This is a genomic window from Thermosipho atlanticus DSM 15807, assembly GCF_900129985.1.
GTDB lineage: Bacteria > Thermotogota > Thermotogae > Thermotogales > Fervidobacteriaceae > Thermosipho_A > Thermosipho_A atlanticus.
The window spans coordinates 125,393-150,085 of record NZ_FQXN01000001.1 but is presented as its reverse complement, the minus strand read 5'-3'; the positions used below and the strand labels follow the sequence as shown (position 1 = coordinate 150,085).

25 protein-coding genes are annotated in these 24,693 nt (G+C 31.4%); 4 read left to right on the top strand and 21 right to left on the bottom strand.

The features are described from left to right. Positions 1 to 30: 30 nt before the first annotated feature. The 21 genes from BUB65_RS00790 to BUB65_RS00690 form a co-directional block, all read right to left on the bottom strand. Positions 31 to 1,839, bottom strand: coding sequence for a 5'-nucleotidase C-terminal domain-containing protein (locus tag BUB65_RS00790; protein WP_073071085.1), 1,809 nt, complete (start codon positions 1,837 to 1,839; stop codon positions 31 to 33). Positions 1,840 to 1,851: 12 nt separating this feature from the next. After that, positions 1,852 to 2,403: a thymidine kinase gene (locus tag BUB65_RS00785; protein WP_073071082.1), complete on the bottom strand. Its 552-nt coding sequence runs from the start codon at positions 2,401 to 2,403 to the stop codon at positions 1,852 to 1,854. Between the two features lie 25 nt (positions 2,404 to 2,428). Continuing rightward, positions 2,429 to 2,797, bottom strand: coding sequence for a PadR family transcriptional regulator (locus BUB65_RS00780; protein ID WP_073071079.1), 369 nt, complete (start codon positions 2,795 to 2,797; stop codon positions 2,429 to 2,431). A gap of 141 nt (positions 2,798 to 2,938) precedes the next feature. After that, positions 2,939 to 3,541, bottom strand: coding sequence for a class I SAM-dependent methyltransferase (locus tag BUB65_RS00775; RefSeq protein WP_073071077.1), 603 nt, complete (start codon positions 3,539 to 3,541; stop codon positions 2,939 to 2,941). Between the two features lie 263 nt (positions 3,542 to 3,804). Further along, positions 3,805 to 4,005 carry an SHOCT domain-containing protein gene (locus BUB65_RS00770; protein ID WP_073071074.1) on the bottom strand — a complete coding sequence of 67 codons (201 nt, stop codon included), beginning with the start codon at positions 4,003 to 4,005 and terminating at the stop codon, positions 3,805 to 3,807. A 15-nt stretch (positions 4,006 to 4,020) separates the two neighbouring features. Then, complete coding sequence (locus BUB65_RS00765; RefSeq protein WP_143606615.1) at positions 4,021 to 4,281, bottom strand: SHOCT domain-containing protein; 261 nt, start codon at positions 4,279 to 4,281, stop codon at positions 4,021 to 4,023. 19 nt (positions 4,282 to 4,300) lie between these two features. Next, positions 4,301 to 4,684 (bottom strand): DUF302 domain-containing protein, encoded by a 384-nt coding sequence (locus BUB65_RS00760; protein WP_073071072.1) that lies wholly within the window; start codon positions 4,682 to 4,684, stop codon positions 4,301 to 4,303. Positions 4,685 to 4,765: 81 nt separating this feature from the next. Beyond that, the gene (locus tag BUB65_RS00755; RefSeq protein ID WP_073071070.1) at positions 4,766 to 4,996 is read right to left on the bottom strand and encodes a hypothetical protein; all 231 of its coding nucleotides are present in this window, start codon (positions 4,994 to 4,996) and stop codon (positions 4,766 to 4,768) included. Between the two features lie 285 nt (positions 4,997 to 5,281). Then, a complete protein-coding gene (locus BUB65_RS00750) occupies positions 5,282 to 5,575 on the bottom strand; it encodes a heavy-metal-associated domain-containing protein (protein ID WP_073071067.1) in 294 nt (97 codons plus the stop codon). A gap of 16 nt (positions 5,576 to 5,591) precedes the next feature. Further along, positions 5,592 to 8,051, bottom strand: a complete 2,460-nt coding sequence (locus BUB65_RS00745; RefSeq protein WP_073071064.1) for a heavy metal translocating P-type ATPase — start codon at positions 8,049 to 8,051, stop codon at positions 5,592 to 5,594. A 221-nt stretch (positions 8,052 to 8,272) separates the two neighbouring features. Continuing rightward, positions 8,273 to 8,656 (bottom strand): desulfoferrodoxin, encoded by a 384-nt coding sequence (locus tag BUB65_RS00740; RefSeq protein WP_073071061.1) that lies wholly within the window; start codon positions 8,654 to 8,656, stop codon positions 8,273 to 8,275. 452 nt (positions 8,657 to 9,108) lie between these two features. Further along, positions 9,109 to 9,747: a peroxiredoxin gene (locus BUB65_RS00735; RefSeq protein ID WP_073071058.1), complete on the bottom strand. Its 639-nt coding sequence runs from the start codon at positions 9,745 to 9,747 to the stop codon at positions 9,109 to 9,111. A 1-nt stretch (position 9,748) separates the two neighbouring features. Further along, a complete protein-coding gene (locus tag BUB65_RS00730; protein WP_073071056.1) occupies positions 9,749 to 10,156 on the bottom strand; it encodes a Fur family transcriptional regulator in 408 nt (135 codons plus the stop codon). An 88-nt stretch (positions 10,157 to 10,244) separates the two neighbouring features. Further along, positions 10,245 to 11,228 (bottom strand): ABC transporter ATP-binding protein, encoded by a 984-nt coding sequence (locus tag BUB65_RS00725; RefSeq protein ID WP_073071054.1) that lies wholly within the window; start codon positions 11,226 to 11,228, stop codon positions 10,245 to 10,247. Then, positions 11,222 to 12,184 carry an ABC transporter ATP-binding protein gene (locus BUB65_RS00720; protein WP_073071051.1) on the bottom strand — a complete coding sequence of 321 codons (963 nt, stop codon included), beginning with the start codon at positions 12,182 to 12,184 and terminating at the stop codon, positions 11,222 to 11,224. Before BUB65_RS00720 ends, BUB65_RS00725 begins: the two co-directional genes overlap by 7 nt. Before the next feature lie 4 nt (positions 12,185 to 12,188). Continuing rightward, positions 12,189 to 13,061 carry an ABC transporter permease gene (locus tag BUB65_RS00715; protein ID WP_073071049.1) on the bottom strand — a complete coding sequence of 291 codons (873 nt, stop codon included), beginning with the start codon at positions 13,059 to 13,061 and terminating at the stop codon, positions 12,189 to 12,191. 11 nt (positions 13,062 to 13,072) lie between these two features. Then, complete coding sequence (locus BUB65_RS00710; RefSeq protein WP_073071047.1) at positions 13,073 to 14,080, bottom strand: ABC transporter permease; 1,008 nt, start codon at positions 14,078 to 14,080, stop codon at positions 13,073 to 13,075. 57 nt (positions 14,081 to 14,137) lie between these two features. Then, on the bottom strand, positions 14,138 to 15,640 hold the full coding sequence (locus BUB65_RS00705; protein ID WP_073071044.1) for an ABC transporter substrate-binding protein: 1,503 nt from the start codon (positions 15,638 to 15,640) through the stop codon (positions 14,138 to 14,140). Positions 15,641 to 15,798: 158 nt separating this feature from the next. Then, positions 15,799 to 16,851: a galactokinase gene (locus BUB65_RS00700; RefSeq protein ID WP_234946693.1), complete on the bottom strand. Its 1,053-nt coding sequence runs from the start codon at positions 16,849 to 16,851 to the stop codon at positions 15,799 to 15,801. Continuing rightward, positions 16,848 to 17,804: a galactose-1-phosphate uridylyltransferase gene (gene galT / locus BUB65_RS00695; RefSeq protein ID WP_073071040.1), complete on the bottom strand. Its 957-nt coding sequence runs from the start codon at positions 17,802 to 17,804 to the stop codon at positions 16,848 to 16,850. The genes BUB65_RS00700 and galT overlap by 4 nt, the downstream gene beginning before the upstream one ends. Further along, a complete protein-coding gene (locus BUB65_RS00690; protein WP_073071037.1) occupies positions 17,801 to 19,063 on the bottom strand; it encodes a hypothetical protein in 1,263 nt (420 codons plus the stop codon). The genes galT and BUB65_RS00690 overlap by 4 nt, the downstream gene beginning before the upstream one ends. A 282-nt stretch (positions 19,064 to 19,345) precedes the next feature. Here BUB65_RS00690 and metG point away from each other — a divergent pair, with 282 nt between their 5' ends. The 4 genes from metG to lexA are packed head-to-tail and all read left to right on the top strand — an operon-like array spanning position 19,346 to position 24,671. Continuing rightward, positions 19,346 to 21,262, top strand: coding sequence for a methionine--tRNA ligase (gene metG, locus BUB65_RS00685; RefSeq protein ID WP_073071034.1), 1,917 nt, complete (start codon positions 19,346 to 19,348; stop codon positions 21,260 to 21,262). Positions 21,263 to 21,277: 15 nt separating this feature from the next. Further along, positions 21,278 to 23,692 carry a DNA gyrase subunit A gene (gene gyrA / locus BUB65_RS00680; protein WP_073071032.1) on the top strand — a complete coding sequence of 805 codons (2,415 nt, stop codon included), beginning with the start codon at positions 21,278 to 21,280 and terminating at the stop codon, positions 23,690 to 23,692. Continuing rightward, positions 23,692 to 24,072: an archease gene (locus BUB65_RS00675; RefSeq protein ID WP_073071030.1), complete on the top strand. Its 381-nt coding sequence runs from the start codon at positions 23,692 to 23,694 to the stop codon at positions 24,070 to 24,072. Before gyrA ends, BUB65_RS00675 begins: the two co-directional genes overlap by 1 nt. Then, complete coding sequence (lexA, locus tag BUB65_RS00670; RefSeq protein ID WP_073071028.1) at positions 24,069 to 24,671, top strand: transcriptional repressor LexA; 603 nt, start codon at positions 24,069 to 24,071, stop codon at positions 24,669 to 24,671. Before BUB65_RS00675 ends, lexA begins: the two co-directional genes overlap by 4 nt. Positions 24,672 to 24,693: the final 22 nt, after the last annotated feature.

Here is a 24,693-nt window from a genome sequence, read left to right as displayed (position 1 = left end):
AATTAAGGGGCCTTTAAAAGGCCCCTATTTTCAAAATCCCACTACTTCTTTTATTGGTGGCAAAGTGTCAATATAATTTTTGTAATATACTAATTTCATGCCTGGCCAAATCAAATCAGGATTTTCAATATTATTCCATTTAACCAAATCATCAACCGAAACACCTAAAAGTTTCGAAATAGACCATAAATTGTCACCTTTTTCAACCTCATATTCATACTGCACAACAGCTTCCCAGTTATGATCTACAGTTGCTTCAATGGTTTTATGTTCAAGAATATAATCTGCCATTAATTCAGAAACTTCCATCATTACTTCTCTAACAACAGGCTTACCTTTAAACATACTATATCCTCCACCACCGCCAGCACGATAATTATTAAGAACAATTTCATATTCTGCGTCCATGTCAATTGGTTTTCCATTAAACATAAGATCAATTATTCTATCTCCAGAAGGTCTATTCAAAACTATTTTGTACGATATACCTTCCCACATATCATAATTGTAATGTCTTGGTTTTGGTTCTACCCATGATTTATTTACATCAGCTTTATAATTTTCATAAACAAAGTAGTCTGCACTTTTTTCTAAAGCATCTTTAATGTCTTTACCTTTTACTCTTAACACTTTTAGAGTATTTGGATAAATGTAAACTCCATAAATATCTCTTAAAGTTACCGGCCCTTCTTTCCAACCTTTTATGTCATTATTGAATAATGCTGTAGAAGAAATCTTTGCTCCACTATAATACATTTGTACTTTATTAACAAATTCTATTAAAGGATTATCTTCCAACCTTGCAAAAAGAGGATCACTTATCCAGAAATCACCTTTAGCAACACCAATTGGTTGATCCAACCATTTTTGAACTTTATCTTCATAATCCTTTGCAAGCATCAAAACTTCCTTATCTGGTTCAATTCCTTTAACTGAAATTTCTTCAACTGAACTATCAACTATTTTCCATTTTCCGCTATCGTTTTCTAATTTCAATGTTACTTTTCCAAGATACTTTCCCCATTTTGATGGCATAGATACTGGCACACCGTTAATTTTTACTGCAATGTTCCTATGTTGATGTCCTAATAACAATACGTCAATTCCAGGAACTTCCTGTAATAATTGATACGCCTGATTTTCACCTGTTAGTTCTTCCGTGGGTTCTCCTGTTTTGGGATCTCTTTCTAAACCACCATGATATGCTACGATTAAAACATCAACCTTTTCCTTATTCTTTAATATATCTACATATTTTTTCGCTACCTCTACCGGATCTAAGAAATCAAGTCCTTTAATATTATTTGGTTCTTCCCAGTTAGGAATGAATTTTGTAACAAGACCCAAAATACCAACTTTAATCCCATCAATTATTACCACATGATAAGGTTTAAAAACAGGTTCATCAGTTCCTTTTTTAACTATGTTTGCACTCAAAGCCGGAAACTGTGCTTCTGAAATTGCCTTATTTAACACTCCTAAACCATAGTTAAATTCGTGATTTCCCAATGCCCACGCTGAGTATCCTAATTTATTCATAACCAAAATCATAGGATCAATAGGTTTGTTATCAATTTTTGAATGATAATACTCTAAAGGTGTTCCTTGAATCAGATCCCCTGTATCAACTATAAGAATATTTTTGTATTCATTTCTGATCTGTTTTACCAATGTTGCAATTTTTCCTAATCCAACATCTGAAGGTTTATTCGTTGCATAATTTATGGGAAAAATATTACCATGTAAATCACTCGTATGCAAGATTACAAGTTCTGCTGTTGCAGCAAAAACAAACACAAACAAACTTAACGCTAAAAGTAATGTAACAAATTTTCTCATAACCCCACCTCCTTAAAGATTTTTTAACTCCCTCAAGCACTCTCTACAAACTGCTATATATTTGTCTTTCCCTCCAATATCTATCTCTCCGCCATTTGGGACAATCTTGTATGAATAAGTTGCCCTATGTTCTCCACATTTTTCACATACTGCCTTCTTTTTGATTACCTCATCAGCTATTGCTAAAAGTTTGGCTGTTGTTTCAAAAGGATTTTCCAAATATGAAATATCCAAACCTGCGCAAAACACGTCAATACCTTTGAAAACCAACTTTTTAACTATATCAATTAATTGAACGTCAAGAAACTGAACTTCATCAATAAAGACTGCATCAACATCTTCATTAATATAATCAAAAATTTCATCTGACTTTGAAATCCTGTGAGCTTTTACTTGAAATCCTGTATGAGTAGCAACTGTATCTATTCCATATCTATCATCAAGAGAGGGTTTAAACACAATTGTTTTCTTTTTTCCAATGTTATAAATTTCTACAAATGATAAAAGTTCAGTAGTTTTTCCAGAATACATTGGTCCAGTAATTACAGTAATTTTTCCAACCATTATTATTCCCCCTCAATTCAAAATTCTATTTATTAGAATTTTTATATTCTACAAGAAAAGCTTTCAATTGCTTATACAACGCCTCAATTTCTTTAGAAATAATTTCCAAATATCTTTCTCCCTCAGGAGTAATTTTATAAACTTTTCTAAAAGGCCCCCCACCTGCTTCTAATTCATACATAATTAGTCCACTTATCTCCATTTTCCTTAACAAATTGTAAACAACAGCAGGATCATGCTCGAAATCGTAAAAATTCGTTTCAAGTAACCTTTGAACTAATTCATATCCATGTGACGGTTTCTTTTTTATTAACAAAAGCAAGGCAGCCGACAAAAAATCTCCATGTACAAAACCTTTTCGACCGCGGCCTCTTCTCCCAAATCCTCTAGGCATAAATTACCTCCTATCTTGTTTGAAAAAAAAACAAGATGATTCTATATTTAAACTACAACGTTTTACTCAGCAAGAATATTATAACATTATACGGGGGTTTTTGTTCATTTTTGTTTTAACATACCAATATACTTTTTCAAACTATTTCCTAGCAATTATTAGTCTAACAATATCTTTATGCAAATAATACGTTTTTACAATTTTAAATCCTGCTTTTTCAATGTTCTTATCGGTCTCTCTAATCATAGATGTTCCAAGAAATAGCTTTGTAAAGGGATTCATTAAATAGAGAAAGATATTGTTAATAAAGTTACTACTCTTCATATGTTCTAAAAAAACAGCTTTTCCATCTTTTTTTAAAACTCTTCTTGCCTCTTGTAATCCCTTTATAGGATTAGGTACTGTACAAAATACAAAAGAAGAGAAAACAGTATCAAATGTTTCATCCTCAAATTCGAGATTTTCAATATCCATTTGTAGAATTTCTATATTTTTCAACCCAAGTTCCTCTTTTCTTTTCTTGGCAACTTCAAGCATTTTTTCACTAAAATCCACAGCATAACCTTTTAAATTTTTACTATAATATGGAAAGTTCTTACCAGTTCCTACTCCTAATTCAAGAATCTTTCCTTCAATGTGTTTAAATAATTCTTTTCGAAAATTTGAAAAAACTTTTTTTTCAATATATCCTTCAAGTAGATCATACAACTTTGCTATTCTATTATATTTTTCTCTTGCACTCATATTATTTCACCTCATTGCTTATCTTTAATTGATCAAAAACACAAAAATACTCCTATTGCTAAAATTACTGAACTTTATTAAAATATCTAATATAACAAACACAAAATTGCAAGATATTCTTGTGAACAAGGTAATTTTAACATAAAAAAATCGTTTTCTAAAAAAAACCCCTTCTATCATAGAAGGGGAGGGTGTGTATTTTATTTTTAGAAAATCTTAAATGCCAATTTCGCTATTACAAGTTCTAATCGTAACAACATTTTTTATTCAATTAGTTTTTTCTTTCTAAGATATTCTTCCTCTGTTATTTCACCATTAATGAACTTCTCATTCAATATCTTTAATGCCTCTTTTTTTGCTTCTTCCTCACTGCTTTGAGAACTTCCTAACTTTTTAAAAACATCAGGATTTTTTGTAAAATACCATATTCCTAAAATTATCAACAAAAACCAAAAAATCATCATTCTATCACCTCGCTTTTATTTTTTCAAAATAAATTCCTTTTTTCTAAGATATTCTTCCTCTGATATCTCGCCTTTTGCTAGCTTCTCGTTTAAAATCCTTATCATTTCGTATTCATCACCTTTAGAATGATTCTTATTCGAATTAGGGTTGAATATATTCTTAAACAAAAAATATATTATTACACCAAAAACAATCATAAATATTAGGCCGAACATAAAGCTTATGATTCCAAATCCAAATGGCCATATACCGTACCAACCCCAACCATGCATCATAATTATCCCTCCTTTCAAATTATACTCTGTGAATAACTCGAGACAATTTTTCTTCAATTTCTTTGGCTATCTTAGCAACATTATCATTCTGTGTTACTTTCATAGCCATAGTTGGCCTTATAGCAGCAACAATTGTCTTTTCATCTTTTTCATATACAATTATATTACAAGGTAAAAGAAGACCTATATTTTCTTCAGCTAGAATAGCTTCATATGCTTTTTCAGGATTACAAGCTCCTAATATTGTATATTTTTTAAGATCAACCCCAAGTTTAGCTTTTATTTTTTCATCAATATCAATTCTCATCAAAATTCCAAAACCTTCTTTTTTTAACTCTTCATTAAGTCTCAAAATTGCTTTTTCGAAATTATAATTTGTTTCTTTTAATATTGCATATTTCATAATAAACATCTCCTTTTCATTTTCTCCTCATCCGGAGGGTATTTAAAGTATAACACTTTAACCTTAAAAATTCCTTAAAAATTACTCATTTTCTGCAATTATTTTTTCTATATAATTAATTTCTTCAACAATTTCATTCAATCTATTCAAAACTTCCTGAACATTCAAGCCTTTATCTAAACAACTATCTTTCAAAGTCTTCATTTTAGCACAACATATATCAAAACCCAACTTTGAAATCTCTTGAAATAATTTATCATCCATATCCATAATTTCTTTTAAAGTCATATTTTCATTAATCTTTGATAACATTTTATCCCTCCTCTCTCAAAAAGTCCCTTTATTACTCATACTTAAAACATATTAGAAAAAACAGCCATTCAATGATTTTTTATCAAATGTGTCTATTATTTTCCAAATCGAATATCTTTCTCTTCTCAAGACTATTTTACAACTTAATAAACTGTTTATTCACATCCATATCTTAATTTCATTTCACCTTCATTACCGTTCCAATTAACTTTATTATTTGTGTGTTATTGACTTTTCTATTATTCAATCTTTACTTCCAACCAGGAGAGCAAAGCTCTCCTGGGTTCAATGACAACAACCCTTGTTATGTTTAGAGTGCCCTCCATGATGCTTTTCGTGATGATGTTCTTTACTATGAGGAACCTCATTTGAACCATCATCTATTATTTCGACAACTTCATAACCTGCTTCATTTACTGCTTTTCTTATCAAATCTTCATCTAAATTCTTTCCTTCCAAAACAGCTTTTCCAATTTCGACACTCAAGAAATCTACTCCAGACAATTTTTCAAGTTCTTTCTTTACGTGCATCACACAATGTTCACAAGTCATCCCTTTAATAATTACTACCTTTTTCATACCATCTACCTCCTTTTTAATTTTTTGGTTTAAACGTTTTCAGTCTTAACGCATTTGTTAAAACTGACACAGAACTAAATGCCATTGCTGCTGCTGCAATCATAGGATTCAATAATGGCCCACCAAAAATATGTAACACTCCTGCAGCAATTGGAATTCCAGCTGAATTATATGCAAAAGCCCAGAAAAGGTTTTGCTTAATGTTTCTAATTGTTGCTTTACTTAATTGAATAGCAGTAACAACATCTTCAAGATCACTTTTCATAAGGACAATATCGGCAGATTCTATAGCTACATCCGTACCTGAACCTATTGCAATACCAACATCAGCCTGAGCTAAAGCAGGTGCATCATTTATTCCATCTCCAACCATTGCAACGATTTCACCATTCTGTTGAAGTTTTTTTACTTCGTTGGCTTTATCTTGGGGAAGAACTTCAGCAAGAACAATATCTATACCCACTTGTTTTGCAATTGCCGCTGCTGTTTTTTTGTTATCACCAGTTATCATTGCTACTTTTATTCCCATTTTGTGTAACTTATTAATAGCACTTGCACTTGATGGTTTTACTGTATCAGCAACTGCAATTATACCTTCTAGTTTCCCATCTATTGCGATAAACATTGGAGTCTTTCCTTCATTAGCTAACTTATTAGATTCATCAGACAATGTAATCTCAATGTTTTTACTCCTCATCAATTTTAAATTACCAAGATAAACCTTTTTTCCATCAACAATCACCTCAATCCCGTGCCCCGGAATAGCTAAAAATTTGTCAACTTTTTTCAAATCTAGTTTTCTTTCTTCAGCAGCTTTTACAATTGCTTCACCAAGTGGGTGTTCAGAACCTTTTTCCGCAGAAGCAGCAATACTTAACAATTCATTTTCAGAATAGTCCCCACGCGATATGATGTCAGTAACTTTGGGTTTGCCTTCAGTTATAGTTCCAGTTTTATCAAATACTATTGTTTTTATCTTATGTGCAGTTTCCAAAGCTTCACCACCTTTTATTAGCACTCCGTACTCTGCACCTTTACCAGTTCCAACCATAATTGCCGTTGGTGTTGCTAGACCTAAAGCACATGGACATGCAATCACTAAAACTGAAATAAAAACTGTCAAGGCAAAAATACCTCCAAATCCTGCAAAATACCAAACTAAAGCAGATAAAATTGCTATTGCAATTACAATTGGTACAAAATAGCCGGAAATAACGTCAGCTAATCTTGCAATTGGCGCTTTAGAACCTTGTGCTTCTTCAACCAATTTTATTATTTGAGAAAGAGTAGTATCTTTACCAACTTTTGTAGCTCTAAATTTTATGTTTCCGTTTTTATTTATTGAACCGCCAATAACTTTATCACCAACATTTTTCTCAACCGGTATACTTTCACCCGTGAGCATAGATTCATCAACAGAAGTATGACCTTCAACAATAACACCATCAACTGGTATCTTTTCACCTGGTTTTACAATTACTATGTCACCAACTTCAACTTCATCAACAGGTATTTCTATTTCTTGACCGTTTTGAAAAATCAACGCCGTCTTGGGCTGTAATCCCATCAATTTTTTTATTGCTTCTGACGTTTTACCTTTCGTAACACTTTCGAGATATTTTCCCAGGAGAATTAAAGCAATTATAACACCAGCAGTTTCAAAGTATAAATTATTAGCATATTCAACCTTTCCAAGATAAATTTCTATGGTCCCATATAAACCATATATGATTGCAGCAGAAGTACCTATTGCAATTAATGAATCCATATTTGGACTCAACTTAAATAAATTTCTAAAACCTATTGTATAAAATTTGTAACCTGCAATCGCAATGGGAATTACTAACAATAATTGAACAAGTGCAAAATTAAACGGATTAATTTCTGGATTGACAAAATCAGGTAAATTCAGACCAATTAAGTGCCCCATAGAAATATATAATAACGGTACAGAAAATATTGCAGCTACTAGAAATTTTCTCCACAATATTTTTATTTCTTTTTGTCTTCTTTCTTTTTCATAATCAAGTTGATCTTTAGAATCCACTTCCAGAGGAGTATAACCCGCATTTTTAATCGCTTGTTTGATATTGGAAATACGAACTTTAGTTGGTTCATACAAAATCGTAGCTTTTTCCGTTGCAAAATTAACATTAACAGAGGTAATTCCATCAAGTTTTTTAATCTCCTTTTCGACAGCTTTAGCACAAGAAGAGCATGTCATTCCCTCAATGGGGATAATAACAGTTCTAAAATCATCCATCCGTTCTAATTCGTAACCAACATCTTTTACAGTTCTACTAATCACATTTTCGTCAATTTTGTCGGAATCGAAAACTATAGACAATTTTTCAGTAGCAAAGTTAACATTTACCTTTTCTACACCGTCAAGTTTTTCTAATTTTTTTTCAATAGTTCGCGCACAAGATGTACATGTCATCCCTTTTACTGAAAATGTTTGCTCGCTTTTTGCCATACTTTCACCTCCGTATCCTACCCTGGTCGGGGGGGTCATTTTCATTATACCCCCTTCTGTTGAATCTGTCAACCCATTTTTCAAAAAATTTATATTATCCCCAGGTTATAAACACATAACCAACTAATTTCTGAACAAAATTATTAAAATAAATACTATCCAAACAAAAACTCCCACCTTTACCATGGTGGGAGTTCTCATGAAAACATACCAACAAAATTTTATTTACTTCGCCATAATCCATGTACATTGCAGTATTCTCTTGCGTAAACCTCTTTCCCTTTGTCAACTTTGAACAACACTTCCGGTTTATCACCTGGATTTAAATATTTTTTAAATACCATTCCATCAACAACTAATTCAATCCATTCAATATAATGTTTTTCCTCCATTGGGTGGAAAATATTTTCTCCTACCTTTACTAGATAACCTTCAGTTACTTCCTGAATAAACGGCACATGTTTTTCCTGTGAACTTTCAGCTGTTTTTTCTTCTAATAAGGTCATAGATTGACCACAACATACCAATATTCCTTCTCCAGCATGAATTACTTCAACTATGTTCCCACAAATCTCACACTTATATACCTGTCCGCTTTTTGTCATACTTCCCCCTCCTTTTTAATAGTGTATTAACTCTTTATCTAAGTTCTTTGTTTAACATATATTGTTTTTCTTGTTTCTTCAATCCATTCTAACTTGTTTATTTTTCTCGAACATTTTCTTTCTTTTATATTTGTTTATTAATATACACGTTGCTCTATTTTTCAATTCTTTAGTAAATTGCTTTTGCATTTAGTGATATATTTTTTGTATTTCAAAATTCGTTTAAAAATTTTAAGTAGATCTTCCCATTCTTTTGGTGGTCTTTTGTAATAAATAACTCAATTTTAGAACTATTCAATCCAACAGTTTTAAAATACAAAACTATTTACAAATATACTAAATACAATTCCTTACTAAATTGCGGTCTCAAAGTTCCTACTATCTTTTCCTTTAACGTCTTCTCAATTCCTGAAGTAATGTCAAATAAATCTCTACTACAAGTATTTCTTCAATTATTTGATTTTTTTATGACAGAACCACCAATCAAAACATTTATATTCCTTTAATCTTTTCTCTGCATCTTCAGTAGTTGATGCCGGTGGAACAATTGCTTCATCATTAACTAACTCGTTATTGGGCCAGTTTGCCGGTAAAGCTACTCCATGCTCATCAACAATCTGCAACCCTTTAATTATTCTTAAAATTTCATCTATATTTCTTCCAAGTTCTTGTGGATAATAAAGAACAGTTCTTAATATCCCTTCAGGATCAATCACAAAAACTGCTCTCACAGTATTTGTTCCTTTTGCAGGATGGATCATCCCGAGCATTTCAGCTATTTGACCTCTATCATCTGCTATAACAGGAAATTGAATCTCAATTTCTAACTTTTCCTTTATCCATTCAACCCATTTGATATGTGAGAAAACCTGATCAATACTTAACCCAATAAGTTCTGTGTTCAATTTCTTAAATTCGTCATATCTTTTTTGGAACGCTACAAATTCCGTAGTACAAACAGGTGTAAAATCGGCTGGATGGCTAAATAAAACCACCCATTTCCCTTTAAAATCTTCTGGAAATCTTATGAGCCCTTTAGTAGTAACTGCTTTAAATTCTGGTAATTTTTCACCTATAAGTGGTAATGCCATACTACTCACCTCCATTTAAACAATTTTTACATATTCCTACTAAATAATACTGAACCTTTTTAACTAAATGACCATCAACCTTGTTAATATTCGAAATTGGTAATTCTTCTTCAATATCATAGATCCTTTTACATTTTTCACAATAAAAATGATTATGAGGTTTTTCAATATAGTCGTATCTCACGGATTCTGGTGTTACAATTTCTTTCAATAACCCTTTTTTTGAAAAAAGATTTAAAGTATTATAAATAGTAGCTCTAGAAATAGTAAGATGTTCTTCTTGAACTAATTTAAATACTTCATCCGCATTTAGATGGTTTCTATACTTCAAAATAATTTTTAAAATATGTATCCTTTGTAAAGTTGGCTTTATACCAAATCGTGACAAGATTTCTATAATTTCTTTCATTTTTTCACCTCATTAGATTTAATCTAAATTTATATTACATCAAAAAAATGATTTTGTCAAGTTTTTTTTGAAAACAAAAAAAGCCAGCTTATCGCTGGCTTTGATATAAATAACATGCTACCAATCTTCCTTCAATTTCTTTCAAAACTGGTTCTTTTTCTTTACAAATGTCCATTGCATATGGACACCTTGGATGAAATTTACATCCTGGTGGTGGATTAATTGGATTTGGAACTTCTCCCTCAGGCATAAGTTTCTTTTTTTTCTTTTTAGGGTCAGGTTCAGGAACTGCTGAAATTAAGGCCTTAGTATATGGGTGTAATGGATCCTTATAAATTTCTTTAAAATTCCCTATTTCTACAATTTTTCCCAAATACATAACGCCAATTCTGTCACAAATATATTTCGTGGTAGCCAAATCATGTGTAATAAATAAAAATGTCAAATCAAACTCAGTCTTTAAATCAATTAGCAATTGCAACAACTGGGATCTCACAGAAACATCTAACATTGCTATAGCTTCATCTGCAACGATAAACTTTGGTTTCAAAATTAAAGCACGAGCTATAACAATTCTTTGTCTTTGACCCCCTGAAAGTTCATGAGGATATCTATAATAAAAATCTTCCGGTGGAGATAAGTTCACCCTTTCAAGCATTTTCATTACAAGTAACTTTCTTTCTTGAGTATTTTTACCTATATTGTGTATTTCAAGACCATGTTTTATTGCTTCACCAACTTTCATATAAGGATTAAGCGCTGCCATAGGATCTTGAAATATTATTTGCATATTTTTCCTAAATTTTCGTAATTCTTCCTTTGAAAGTTTAGTAACATTAATATCTTCGAAATAAACATTCCCTGCTGTAGGTTCTATTAACCTTAATATCAATCTACCCGTGGTAGTTTTTCCACTCCCCGACTCCCCAACTAAACCAAATGTTTCACCTTTTGAAATCGTGAAACTTATATTATCCACTGCTTTTACAAAACGCTGAGGGACTCTCAATAACACTTCTCCAATTGTTCGTTTCACTGGAAAAAATTTTTTTAAATTTTCCACTCTTACCATTCTTTCACCCCACCATACAGCCAACATTTCACTTTTGTTCCGTCTACATTAAATATTGGAGGTTCTTTTACCTCACAAATTTTCTTTTTGTATGGGCATCTTGGTGCAAATCTACAACCAACTGGTGGGCGTAAAAGATCAGGAGGAGAACCAGGTATATATTTTAAATCTAGATCGTCAATATTAGTATTTGGAATACTTTTTAAAAGTAATTCAGTATATGGATGTTTTGGACTATAATAAAGTTTTTCGCTAACTGCTTCTTCAACAATATGACCAGCATACATAACACAAATTTTATCTGCCATTTCAGCAACTACTCCTAAATCATGTGTAATTAAAATCAAGGACATATCATATTCTCTTCTCAATTCATTTAACAAGTTCATTATCTGTGCCTGAACAATTACATCAAGAGATGTCGTAGGTTCATCAGCAATAACTAATATTGGATTTAAAACTAATGCAAGAGCTATCATAACTCTTTGACGCATTCCTCCACTAAATTGAAAAGAATATTCTTTCATCCTTTCGGGTTCAATCCCTACCTTTTCCAGAACTCTTGCCGTTCTTTCTCTTGAAGCTTCTTCCGTGATTTCCGGTTCATGAGTCTTTAAAGTTTCAAAAAACAATTTTTCAACTTTCATGACTGGATTAAGTGATGTCATAGGATCTTGGAATATCATTCCTATCTTTTTCCCTCTGATTTTTCTCATTTCATTTTCATTTAATCCAATCAGCTCAGTATTTTCTATCTTCAAGCTTCCACCATAAAAAGTTGCAGGAGGCAATATTTTCAGAATAGCTTGTCCAAACGTTGATTTTCCACAACCAGATTCCCCAACCAAGCCAACTGTCTCGCCTTTTTCAATAGATAGATTTATTCCGTCAACAGCCCTTACAAAACCTTTTTTCGTCTTATAATACACTTTCAAATCCTTTGCTTCAAATATCACATGATCACCTTCTTTCCCTTATAGTCGGATTTATCAACTCATTTAAGCCTTCACTAAACATTGAAAATCCAAGAACAACTGTTATAATCGCAAGTCCAGGAAAGAGAAGTCCCCACCATGCTTTGCTTAAAACAAACCTCTGTCCATTGCTTAAATCGAAACCCCAATCTGGCGTAGGGGGAGCTATTCCAAGCCCTAAAAACGATAATCCTGCTTCTGTCATTATCGCATCAGCTAAATTCATTGATATAACCACAACTATTGAAGGTAGTACATTCGGAAAAATGTATTTCATAAGAATTTCCCAATTTTTTGCACCTAAAGCTCTTGCACCTTCCACATAAAGTTCATTTTTCACAGATGACACTTGATTCCTAATAACTCTAAAATATGTTGGTGTGTATACAACGGCTATAGATATTGCAATATTTATAACCCCGGGACCTAACACCGCTGCAATCGCTATAGCTAAAATTAGACCTGGAAAGGAGTATATTGCATCCATAATTAATGTTAAAATCCTATCTAATGGTCCACCTAAAAATCCTGAGATTAATCCCAAAGGCACACCTACACCTGCAGCTATTGCAACGGCTATAAAAGCTATCAATAAGGCAATTCTCGCACCATAAATTACTCTACTTAGCACATCTCTTCCTAAATTATCAGTTCCAAATATAAATTCTTTATTAGGTGCTGTTAAAGACCTTCCTACTCTTTCAGTAGGATTATAAGGTGCTAATTGCGGAGAAAAAATCGCTAAACTAATGTAAAAAATCAAAATCATTGCTCCAACAAAAGTTAGCCAACCCGTACCAGTACCAAATAAATCGCTAATAAATTCTCCAAGTCTTTCGCTTACAAATTTTTTCCTCACAACATCACCCCTTAATACCTAACTCTAGGATCAACTAATGCATTAACTATATCAATTAAAATACTTATTACTACAACAAACATAGCAAAGAAAATTATCGTACCCTGAATGGCTGGAAAATCTCTATATTTTATTTTTAAAACAAGATAGCTCCCTATACCTGGCCAAGAAAAAGTTGTTTCGGTCAAAACTGCACCAGCAAGTAAAAGAGCAAACTGCATTCCCATTATTGTAAAAATTGGCACAAAAGCATTTCTAACAGCATGTCCATATAAAATCACTCTTGGTTTCAATCCACGAGCTTTTGCAGCTTTCACAAAATCTTTTGAAAGCATTAAAACAGTATTATTACGCACCATTCTTAAAAAAATACTTGAAATAACAAGACCCAACGTAAATCCAGGTAATAATAGATGTTTTAAAACATCCCAAAATGCTTCCCAATTCCACGTTATTAAACTATCTAATAATAAAAGCCCAGTTTTTATATCTACACTTACCCTCGGAGAAAGTCTTCCACCAACAGGCAACCATCTCAAATAAATCCCAAATAACAATTGCAACATGAGTCCAAGCCAAAACACAGGAACTGCATAAATGAATATTGAATATACCCTTGCCGATATATCAATAGGTTTGTCTTTTCTCCATGCTGCTTCAGACCCCCAGAAAACTCCTATCAAAAGAGCTATAATAAACGAAAAAATAGTTAATTCAAGAGTTGCTGGAAATCTATCTTTTAATTCACTCCATACTGGCCTATTGGTCAGAGTAGAAACTCCCAGATCTCCTTTAGCCACATCAGCTAAATAATCAAAAAATTGTATAATTATTGGTTTATCCAACCCCAATTCATGCCGTTTGGCTTCAATTACTTCTATAGGAGCTTTACCACCTAAAATCGCTAATACAGGATCACCGGGTATTATTCTCAAAATGAAAAATATCATTATCAAAAGTATAAGGATCATAGGAAGTGCCAAAATTATTCTGGTTATTATATAGCTTTTCAGGGACACATTATCTCCTCCTTTAAAAAAACCGCCCGCAAGGGGCGGGTTTAAATTCAAGAAAAATTACTTTCTCTCAAGAATATAATATCTGAAAATTTGTGTTGGTTCCAAAACAATTCCTGTAATATCGTCGTGAGCCACACAATCAGCTGATCCTTGCCATAAAGGAATATATGGAATTTCTGCGGCGTGGAAATTTTGAACAAGTTTATATATCATTTCACGTGAAATTTGATCAGTTGCAGCTCTTGCAGCAATCATAAGATCTTCAACATTTTTATTTTCGTAGAAACTACCTAGCGATTTTGCACCATTAACACTCAAGAATGGCCATAAATAATCGTCAGGATCTAGATAATCTGGGTACCACCCTAATAAGAATAATCCCATCGTACCGTTTAAGAAATATTCAACATAGGTTGACCATTCGGCATATTTAATATTTACTTTAATCATTCCAGTTTGTTCCAGCGATTCCTTTAAAACTTGAGCAACATCAGCTTCAGTTGTCCCATAATGTGAAGGAGTATACCATAGATCAATTTCAAGTGGGTTCTTTTCACTGTATCCGGCTACTTTTAATATTTCCTTTGCTGCAGATAAATCTCTCTTGGGGAACACCTCTTCATGGCTCCACATTCCAGCAGGTATCATTGAATATAATGGCTTTGCAAGACCTACAAATATGTCATTAACAATTGTTTCTCTGTCAACTGCCAAAGCAATAGCCTGTCTAACTAATGGATTATCGAATGGTTTTTGTTTCACATTAACAACCAAATACCTTATTTGTGGACTAGCACCTAAATAAACTTTTATACCGGGAACATTTTGCAAGTCTAATACATCCCTTGGATCTAAATGTCTATATGCAACATCAATTTCACCAGTTTCGAGGGCAAGTCTTAACTGTTGAGCATTTTCATAAAATTGGATAATAATTTTTGGTGTTTTCGGTTTTGGACCAAAATATTTTGGATTTTCTTCCAACACTATTCTCACATCTCTAATCCACTCAGTAATCTTATATGGACCAGACGCTGATGGCTCGAATTCATAAAACGCATCTTTAGGATAAACTTTCGGATTTACAGGAAATGCAACAGTATATCCGAGAACCGAAACAAAAGCTGAGAATTTGCTTTTTAGGGTAACTCTAAATGTAAATTTGTCAACCACCTCTGTTTTTTTAACAACATCTGTTAACAAAAATGCAGGATCACCATTTAACTTCATAACCCTATCAAAAGAAAATTTAAAAACATTTGCATCAATTTGCGTTCCATCCTCGAAAAATGCATCTTTTCTAATGTGGAAAGTATAAACTAACCCATCCTCGGAAACATCCCAACTTTCGAAAAGCCACGGTTTAATATTTGCCGTTCCTATTTCATAATCTACTGGCCCTGCAAGAACATTTTGAAGAATGTTACTTGAAAAATAATCATAACAATTCGCTGGGTCCAATGTCCTAATCTTATCAGTAGTTCCGATGACAATAACGTCCTTTGCGGCGAAAGAAAGAACAATAAGCAGCAGACCCAAAATAACCAGCAATTTTTTCATATAATTCCCTCCTCTCGATTTTGGTAACAATATTTTACCATATTTTAACTTTTGAATGCAATAGTTAATATTATAATACTAAATTTAAAATTGACAGTCGGATAGTAAAATAAAAGCGGAGGAATTTAACCTCCGCTTAACAAAACACACATTACTTTTTAGACTAATTCCACACCATTCGAACTATGTAATTTGTAAAAATCTAGTTTCCTACCAAATCTATTAAAATATTTCTCAAAAAGTTCCTTACCAATTTTTTCAAAGGAATCTTTCCTAACTAAAACCATTACCCCTCCACCAAAACCTCCACCAACCATTCTTGCTCCAAGTATGTTTTCTTTATTTTTTAAAAAATCTACTATGAAATCCGTTTCATTACATGAAACTTCGTATAAACTTTTTAAACTTTCATGTGATTCAAATAATAGTTGACCAACTTTAAATAAATCTTTAGTTTGAAATGCTTCTATTATCTTTAATACTCTTTCATTTTCCTCTAAAACATGTTGTGCTCTTTTTTTCAAAACACCATCTAATAAAAATAGATCATTATTTGTTACTTCCCTAAAACTTCTTTTGTTTAATTTTCTCAAAATTTCTTCACATTCTTGTCTTCTTTCGTTATATTTAGAAGTTGCTAATTCGTGTTTTACATTAGAATCAATTAAATAAAATTCATAATCTTTTAAATTTATAGGAATATACCTATAATCTAAAGTCATTGTATCAAGAAAAATTGCATAATTCTTTTTAGAAAATACTGAAGCAAATTGATCCATAATCCCACATTTTACTCCCACAAAATTTGTTTCAGCTTCCCTTGCAATATTCACAATTTCCAATTTTGATAAATTTAAATCAAAAAATTCTGATATTGCAAAAGTAGTTGCTACTTCCAAAGCTGCTGAACTCGAAAGGCCTGAGCCTATTGGAATACTAGATTCAACTTCAATTTTAATTGGAGGAATTTTATAACCTCTTTTTGTTAATGTACTAATTACACCTATAACATAATCAGCCCATTTACCAGTTTTAACTATTTCATCTAATATAACTTTGCTATCTAGATTTTTTGAATAAAAAACAAAATTATTTGAAGTTTCAATTGTTAAATTCACATATCTATCGATGGCGAATGGTAAAACGTACCCATCGTTATAATCTGTATGTTCTCCTATTATGTTAATCCTACCTGGGGCTCTCACTCTCATAATGTTACCTCCGTATCTCGCAATTTTTTCGCAGCTTCTTCTGGAAGCACTGGGTTAATAAATGTCCAAGTTCCAGTTTCGACACTTGCCATCCATTTTAACTTATTCTTATCCCTTTTTGGTGGGTTAAATTCAACATGAAAATGAAAAAAAGGTGAAACATCTTCCGTGTTAAAAGGTGCTTGAAAAAACATCATCATATATGGAAAATCTTGTTCAAACAACTTATCATATTTCATAGTTACTACTTTCAAAATTTCAGAAAATTCTTTCTTTTCACGATTGGAAAAATCAAGGATAGTCGAATAATGCTTTTTAGGATAAATGTGGACTTCATATGGAAATCTCGCATAAAATGGTACAATAGCTATAAAACTCTCAGTTTCATATACTTTCCTTTCTTCACTTTCATATTTCATTATTGAACAAATAGGACATTCGTTTTTCTCTTCGTACCATTTCGACATAGCTTCGATTTTTACCTCAATCCTTTTTGGAATAAATGGAAATGCATATAGTTGACCATGCGGATGAGAGAGAGAAGCCCCTACTTCTTTCCCACGGTTCTCAAATATATAGATATAACGTATTTGTTTAATTTTGGACAAGTATAAAGTCCTATCCACCCACACTTCAACTAGCTTCTCAACTTGACTCAATGACATTTTTGGTAATGCAGAATTATGTTCGGAAGTGTAAACAATAACCTCACAGATGCCAAACGATTTATTTTTCCTAAAAGGTCCTTTCTCATACCAGTCAATCTCAGGAGGAGGCATTTTCAATGATGGAAATCTATTTTCAAAAGCTACTAAATCATATTCTTCCGGTAATTCTAATCCTCCCGGACAAAGAGGACACTCCGTCTTCGAAGGTTGAACTGGCCTTCTTTGTGTTGCAGCAGAAACGATTATCCATTCATCAGTTAAAGGATTATATCTAAGTTCCATCATATATCATCGCCTCCAAAAAAATAAAATTTCCTTCCATCTCTTCTTATTTCAATTTTTTTTCTTAGATTTGTCTTTTCTTCTTTGATAAATTTCTCACTTTTCATACTTTGATCAATTTGTAAGTTTATTAATCCCCTAGTTTCACTATAACTTCGAATTTCAAATTTATCTTCTCCCACCGATACAATCTTGAAATATTCCTGTTCTAACAATACATTTTCTAAATCTTTGATTAATTTTGTTTCGCAAATTTTTTCATTATAGTTAAGAATCAAGGTTTTATTCAAGACTCCATATAAAGTGTTTTTTGAAAAAGTATCATCAATAAGGTAATTATCAGCTACATACCAAATTTTCTTGTGTTCTAAAAAACTAAACAAATAATTTTCATCAAATCTTTTTTCAACTATATCTACAACACCAACCGAATGAAGAAATGGAGAATTTTCAGAAAGTAAAATTAAATCCTTGAAATCTTTTTTTATTTCCTTTAATAGCTTAAATACTTTAATATTCCTCTCTTCACCAATATCAACTAATTTTACACCTTTTTTCGAAAAATATGTAAATAATTTTTTTAATGCGGCTTTACTAACATTTTTGGAATCAAATGAAATTTTTATCCCAGGATTTATTTCTTCTTCTCGTAACCTTTTCATTTTAGAAGTCTTTATTAAATCTTCTTTATAAATTTCTTCAAGATCATATTTTGAATATTCATCATATACAAAAAATATATTAAAACCTTTCTTTTTCAAATAATGCAATAATTTGCTCATACTTAAAAAATCTATACCTTTCAAAATTATTGGTTTTATCTTTTTTAAATGTATATTATTTTCTTCCATTACTAACTCAACATACTTTTTATACAAATCAATTTTATTCGCAATTTTCAAAATAACAAATGATCCTACTGGAACGTAATCATCAAACTCTTTATGAGCATAGTTTACTTTAAAAATTAGAGAATCGTCTTCGACTAATATCTTAAGATTTCCATTTAAAGTTGTTAAAAAACCATAAAGTATGTTGTCAATTATAATAAAACCATTTCTCTTAAAACTAACTAAATCGCCTTTCATAACTATATCTTTTTTTAAATTTAATCTCAAAAGCTCAAATTCTTTAGGTTCACCTTTAACATAACTCTTTATTTTCCATCCAAAACGTATTTTCTCAACCTGCCATCTTAAAGAGAAATTATTAAATTTCTCCTCTAAAATACCATCATTAAATACTCCACTAACATTCAGCAATCAAGACCACCTCACATAAATTCTTAAATTTTAATTATTATTTCAATTTTTAAATCCTAGTATAAACGTTAACGTAAACGTTCAAATAAGTCAAATAATATAAAATAGAAAAAGAACTACATATTCACAAATAAAAACTGGAAATCATAAATAATCTATGATTTTCTATTATTTCTATTTATTTTATCCATTTTATAACTATACATTTGTAACTTTTAAATTAACAAATGCAATTATATGGTATAATTTTAAAGAAGTTAAAAAATATCTGGAGGTGATGCGGTGAAAAAATTTTACATCACTACCCCTATTTATTATGTCAATTCAGACCCTCACATAGGAAGCGCTTATACTACCATTATTGGCGATATTATTGCTAGGTACAAAAGACTAATAGGATATGAAGTATTTTATTTAACTGGAACAGATGAACATGGCCAGAAAATTTTACAAGCTGCTAAAGAAAAAGGGATAGAACCTCAAAAACTCTGTGATGAACTCTCAGAAAAATTTAAAAAACTCTGGAAAGACTTAAATATCACAAATGATTATTTTATAAGAACAACTGATCCTGAACATATGAATACTGTTCAATTTTTTGTGAAAAAAATGCTTGAAAATGGCGATATTTATAAAGGTACTTATAAAGGATGGTATTGCGTCCCCTGTGAAACATACTGGAATGAAGAAGAAATACTAAAAAGCGATTCTGGAGATCCTCTCTGTCCCTCTTGTAAAAGACCTTTAAATTTTGTTGAAGAAGAAAACTACTTCTTTAAACTTTCGAAATATACTGAACCACTGTTAAAACATTTTAAAGAAAATCCAGATTTTGTCGAACCAGAATTTAGAAAAAATGAAATGCTCAAGATCTTAGAAAGCGGATTAAAAGATCTTTCTATAACAAGAACGACCTTTAATTGGGGAATTACCATGCCAAATGATCCAAAACATGTTATATATGTTTGGGTTGATGCTTTAATAAATTATGTTTCAGCAATTGGATATGGAAGAGATGAAGAAAACTTTAATAAATGGTGGCCTGCAGATGTTCATTTAATAGGTAAAGAGATAAATAGATTCCATAGTTTAATCTGGCCTGCTATGTTAATGTCAGTTGGATTACCACTTCCCAAAAAAATATTTGCTCATGGTTGGTTAACCGTTAACGGACAAAAAATTAGTAAATCTCTTGGTAATGCCATTGATCCCAGGGAATTTGTAAAAAAATACGGTAACGACGTAATAAGATATTATCTAACTCGTGATATTGTGTTTGGAAAAGACGGTGATTTTTCAGAAGAAAACTTGGTTCAAAGGTTAAACTCGGATCTTGCAAATGACTATGGAAATTTACTGCATAGAACTTTGGCAATGGTCAAAAAAAATTTCAACAGTATTATTCCTGAACCCGGAAAATTTGAGGAAAGTGATCTAGAATTAATTAAAAATTTTAGTAAGCTATTGAAGAAGTATTATGAATATATGGATGCCTATAAACTTACAAACGCACTAGAAATAATTTGGCAATATATTGGTGAAGTTAACAAATATTTTGACGAAAATAAACCTTGGATTTTAGCAAAAGAAGGAAAAACTGAAAGATTAGCAACTGTTTTATACAACACACTCGAAGCAATTTTAAGAATAGCAACTTTATTGCTCCCCTTCATGCCTGATTCATCAAAAGAAGTGTATAAAAGACTTTCACAAGAAAACAACCCAATAAAAATTTTCGAAAGTGAATGGAATGCTTTGAAACCTGGACAAAAAATCATACATGGAAAACCATTATTCACTAAAATCAATTTAAATAAATTTGAAAAAATAGCTATAAAGAAGGAAAACAAAGAGGAAGAAAAAGAAGGAGTAATGTATATTACATTTGATACTTTCAAAAAAATAGATTTAAGGGTTGCAGAAATTTTAGAAGCAGAAAAAGTCCCAAAATCAGAAAAATTAATTAAATTAATCATAGATTTAGGTGAATTAGGCAAAAGACAAATTATCGCTGGAATAGCAAAACATTATAATCCAGATGAATTAGTCGGTAAAAAAATTATTGTAGTTGCAAATCTAAAACCTGCAAAATTGATGGGAATAGAGTCTCAAGGAATGCTTCTTGCAGCAAAACATGAAGATAAATTGACTCTTTTAACTGTCGAAACAAATATCAATCCTGGATCAAAGATTTCATAATTTGGAGGGAAATAGATGGAAATTTACAGATCTTTAGAAGAAGAGTTAAAAGAATCATATCTCAGTTACTCAATGAGCGTTATTATTGGAAGGGCAATTCCCGATGTTAGAGACGGTCTCAAACCTGTCCAAAGAAGAATTTTATACAGTATGTATGAACTTGGAGTTAATCATAATAAACCTTTTAAAAAATCTGCACGTATTGTCGGAGAAGTAATGGGTAAATACCACCCACATGGTGATGCAGCAATATATGATACTTTGGTTAGAATGGCTCAAGATTGGTCCATGAGGTACAAGCTTGTTGAAGGACAGGGAAACTTCGGTTCTATTGATAGAGATCCACCTGCAGCTATGAGGTATACTGAAGCACGACTTCATCGTATTGCAGAAGAACTACTCGAAGATATAGATAAAGACACTGTAAATATGATGGACAATTTTGATGGAAGTTTGAAAGAACCAGAAGTTTTACCCGCTAAATTCCCAAATTTACTTGCAAACGGTTCTTCAGGTATAGCAGTTGGAATGACAACCAACATCCCACCTCACAATATAAAGGAACTTGTAGACGGTTTAATTGCTTTAATTAAAAATCCAGACATTTCTATTGAAGAATTAATAACATACATTCCAGGTCCTGATTTTCCAACAGGAGGAGAGATAATTGGAAAATCAGGTATACGAGAAATGTATGCCACTGGAAAAGGTAGTTTTATTGTAAGAGGAAAAGTAAATGTAGAAGAAAAGAAAAGAAAGAAAAGTATAGTTATAACAGAAATTCCTTATTCTGTCAGCAAAGCAGATCTTATTAAAAAAATTGTTGAATATGCGGAAAGGTCCAACCTTCCCATAAAAGATATTCGTGACGAATCAGATAAAGAAGGATTAAGAATCGTAATTGAAATTCCTTCAGATACAAACGAAGAAATAATAATTAACAACTTATACAAACACACTCAATTACAAACATCGTTTCATGCTCAACTTTTAGTTATTGACAAAGATAAAAGACCTACTTTAATGAGCTTGAAAGAGTTAATGTGGGCATTTATACAACACAGATTTGAAGTCGTAAGAAGAAGAGCACAATTTTATTATAAGCAATATTCAAAAAGGGCTCATATTTTAGAGGGACTAATAAAAGCTTCCAGATCAATAGATACAATTATATCAGTAATTAGAAGTAGTGAAGATCAAAATAGTGCTATCAAAGAACTAATCGAAATGTTTCAATTTACTAAAGAACAAGCAAAAGCAATCGTAGATTTAAGATTAGGAAAATTAACAAAGCTAGAATTGTCTAATCTAATAAAAGAATATGAAGATATGATTCAAAAAATGAAAATAGAAAAAGAACTCATAGAATACGATCAAAAAGTATATGAAAAAATTATCGAAGAATTGACAGAAATAAAGAATAAGTTTGGAGATGATAGAAAAACTGTCATTCTTTCTAAAGAAGAGGCAACTACGGAGTTTAATCAATTAGAATTAATACCTGATAAAGAAGTTGTTATAAGTCTTACCAAAAAAGGATATCTTAAGATGATGGATTTAAGTGAATTTAGAACTCAAAAAAGAGGAGGAAAAGGAGTAACAGGTGGTTCTCTAATGAACGATGACGTAATAATGGAAGTAATTTATACCCATCTTCATGGAAAAACTCTCTTTTTTACCTCTTTAGGAAAAGTATACATACTTAACAACTATGAAATTGAAAAAAATTCTAGAACAAGTAAAGGAAAACAAATTGCAAGATATATAAATATTGATGAAAAAGAAAAAATCTTAACTATGCTTTCTGTCGATAATTTCGAAGGTGAATTATTTTTTGTAACGAAATTTGGTAAAGTGAAAAGAACAAAACTTTCAGAATTTAAAAATATAAATTCAAGGGGAATGCGTGCAATAACTTTTGATAAAAATGATTCACTGGTATCAGTATTAAAAATTGAAAACGAACAACAAACAATATTCATAGCTACCAAAAATGGTATGAGTATTAGATTTCCAATCAAAGAAGTAAGAACAATGGGAAGAACAGCCATGGGGGTCACTGGTATAAAACTTCATAAAAATGATTATGTAGTAAGTTCATCCCTGCTTACCGGAAACGATAAGTATATTTTAACGGTAACAAATCTTGGTTTTGGTAAAAGAACAGAAGTATCTCAATATAGAATTCAAAAAAGAGCAGGAAGTGGAATTAAAAATATATCAGATATTGGCAAAGCAGGGACAATTGTTGGTGTATCATATGTAAACGGTAATGAAGATATGATGATATTTACTAAACACGGCATGACTTTAAAAATAAACGTATCTGGAATTAGCATTTTGGGAAGAGTCACAAAGGGAGTTAAACTTGTTAACTTATCTGAGGGAGATGAAATAGCTGATTTTGCGGTAATAAAGGGTGATGAATAATGTACAAAGAAATTGATCACACAGCAGATGTAGCTTATGAAATCAAATCAGAAAGCTTTGAAGGAATACTGAAAGAAATATTAAACATAATTAAAGAAAATTATAAACCGAAAAATATCAATTGTTCTATCAAACACACTCAAAAATATAAAATTGCTGAGAACGAAGATGGACTCTTTGATGTTGTAAATGATTGGATTGCAGCTATAGATCTTGGATTTTTTCCCATTGATATAAGAAAACATTCAGATGTCTATATTTCCGAGTTTTGTTCGTATAAAGGATTAGAAGGAGAAAAATTTAAGGCATTAACTTATTACAACCTAAATATCGAAAAAACAAATACATATTTTTACACAAAGGTGGTGTTTGATGTATGAATCAAAAACTCACTAGAAAACAACAAAGAGTTTTAGATTTTATCACATCATTTATTCAACAAAATGGATACTCACCTTCCATAAGAGATATTGCAAAACATTTTAAACTTACACCAAGAGGTGCACATATACACGTTATTGCGCTAGAAAAAAAAGGATATATTAAGAAAAATTCTAATAAATCTCGTTCGATCTCATTGGTAAAGAGACCGGAAAGTATTAGCGTCCCAGTAAAAGGAAAAATATCTGCAGGTCAAGGGATAGAAATGTTTGAAATAATTGATGAAGAAATAGAAATCCCAGTAAGAATGCTTAAAGGATTTGGTGATTACTTTGCATTAAAAGTAGAAGGGGATAGCATGATCGATGCTCACATACTTGATGGAGATTTTGTAATCCTAAGAAGACAATACAAAGTTTCAAATGGACAAATAGCTGCTGTGGTATATAAAGATAAAATTACTTTAAAAAGGTTTTATTTAAAAGACAATAAAGTAGTATTAAAACCTGAAAATAGTAATATGGAACCAATTATCTGTTCTGCTAATGAAGTACGAGTAATAGGAAAAATTATAGGAGTCATAAGAATTTTTGATTGAACCTTAATTTGGAGGTGTTACA

Coding starts and splice junctions, on each gene's coding strand:
- BUB65_RS00790 (WP_073071085.1), bottom strand. CDS start 1,839: ATGAGAAAATTTGTTACATTACTTTTAGCGTTAAGTTTGTTTGTGTTT.
- BUB65_RS00785 (WP_073071082.1), bottom strand. CDS start 2,403: ATGGTTGGAAAAATTACTGTAATTACTGGACCAATGTATTCTGGAAAA.
- BUB65_RS00780 (WP_073071079.1), bottom strand. CDS start 2,797: ATGCCTAGAGGATTTGGGAGAAGAGGCCGCGGTCGAAAAGGTTTTGTA.
- BUB65_RS00775 (WP_073071077.1), bottom strand. CDS start 3,541: ATGAGTGCAAGAGAAAAATATAATAGAATAGCAAAGTTGTATGATCTA.
- BUB65_RS00770 (WP_073071074.1), bottom strand. CDS start 4,005: ATGATGATTTTTTGGTTTTTGTTGATAATTTTAGGAATATGGTATTTT.
- BUB65_RS00765 (WP_143606615.1), bottom strand. CDS start 4,281: ATGATGCATGGTTGGGGTTGGTACGGTATATGGCCATTTGGATTTGGA.
- BUB65_RS00760 (WP_073071072.1), bottom strand. CDS start 4,684: ATGAAATATGCAATATTAAAAGAAACAAATTATAATTTCGAAAAAGCA.
- BUB65_RS00755 (WP_073071070.1), bottom strand. CDS start 4,996: ATGTTATCAAAGATTAATGAAAATATGACTTTAAAAGAAATTATGGAT.
- BUB65_RS00750 (WP_073071067.1), bottom strand. CDS start 5,575: ATGAAAAAGGTAGTAATTATTAAAGGGATGACTTGTGAACATTGTGTG.
- BUB65_RS00745 (WP_073071064.1), bottom strand. CDS start 8,051: ATGGCAAAAAGCGAGCAAACATTTTCAGTAAAAGGGATGACATGTACA.
- BUB65_RS00740 (WP_073071061.1), bottom strand. CDS start 8,656: ATGACAAAAAGCGGACAGGTATATAAGTGTGAGATTTGTGGGAACATA.
- BUB65_RS00735 (WP_073071058.1), bottom strand. CDS start 9,747: ATGGCATTACCACTTATAGGTGAAAAATTACCAGAATTTAAAGCAGTT.
- BUB65_RS00730 (WP_073071056.1), bottom strand. CDS start 10,156: ATGAAAGAAATTATAGAAATCTTGTCACGATTTGGTATAAAGCCAACT.
- BUB65_RS00725 (WP_073071054.1), bottom strand. CDS start 11,228: ATGGTAAGAGTGGAAAATTTAAAAAAATTTTTTCCAGTGAAACGAACA.
- BUB65_RS00705 (WP_073071044.1), bottom strand. CDS start 15,640: ATGAAAAAATTGCTGGTTATTTTGGGTCTGCTGCTTATTGTTCTTTCT.
- BUB65_RS00700 (WP_234946693.1), bottom strand. CDS start 16,851: ATGAGAGTGAGAGCCCCAGGTAGGATTAACATAATAGGAGAACATACA.
- galT (WP_073071040.1), bottom strand. CDS start 17,804: ATGATGGAACTTAGATATAATCCTTTAACTGATGAATGGATAATCGTT.
- gyrA (WP_073071032.1), top strand. CDS start 21,278: ATGGAAATTTACAGATCTTTAGAAGAAGAGTTAAAAGAATCATATCTC.
- BUB65_RS00675 (WP_073071030.1), top strand. CDS start 23,692: ATGTACAAAGAAATTGATCACACAGCAGATGTAGCTTATGAAATCAAA.
- lexA (WP_073071028.1), top strand. CDS start 24,069: ATGAATCAAAAACTCACTAGAAAACAACAAAGAGTTTTAGATTTTATC.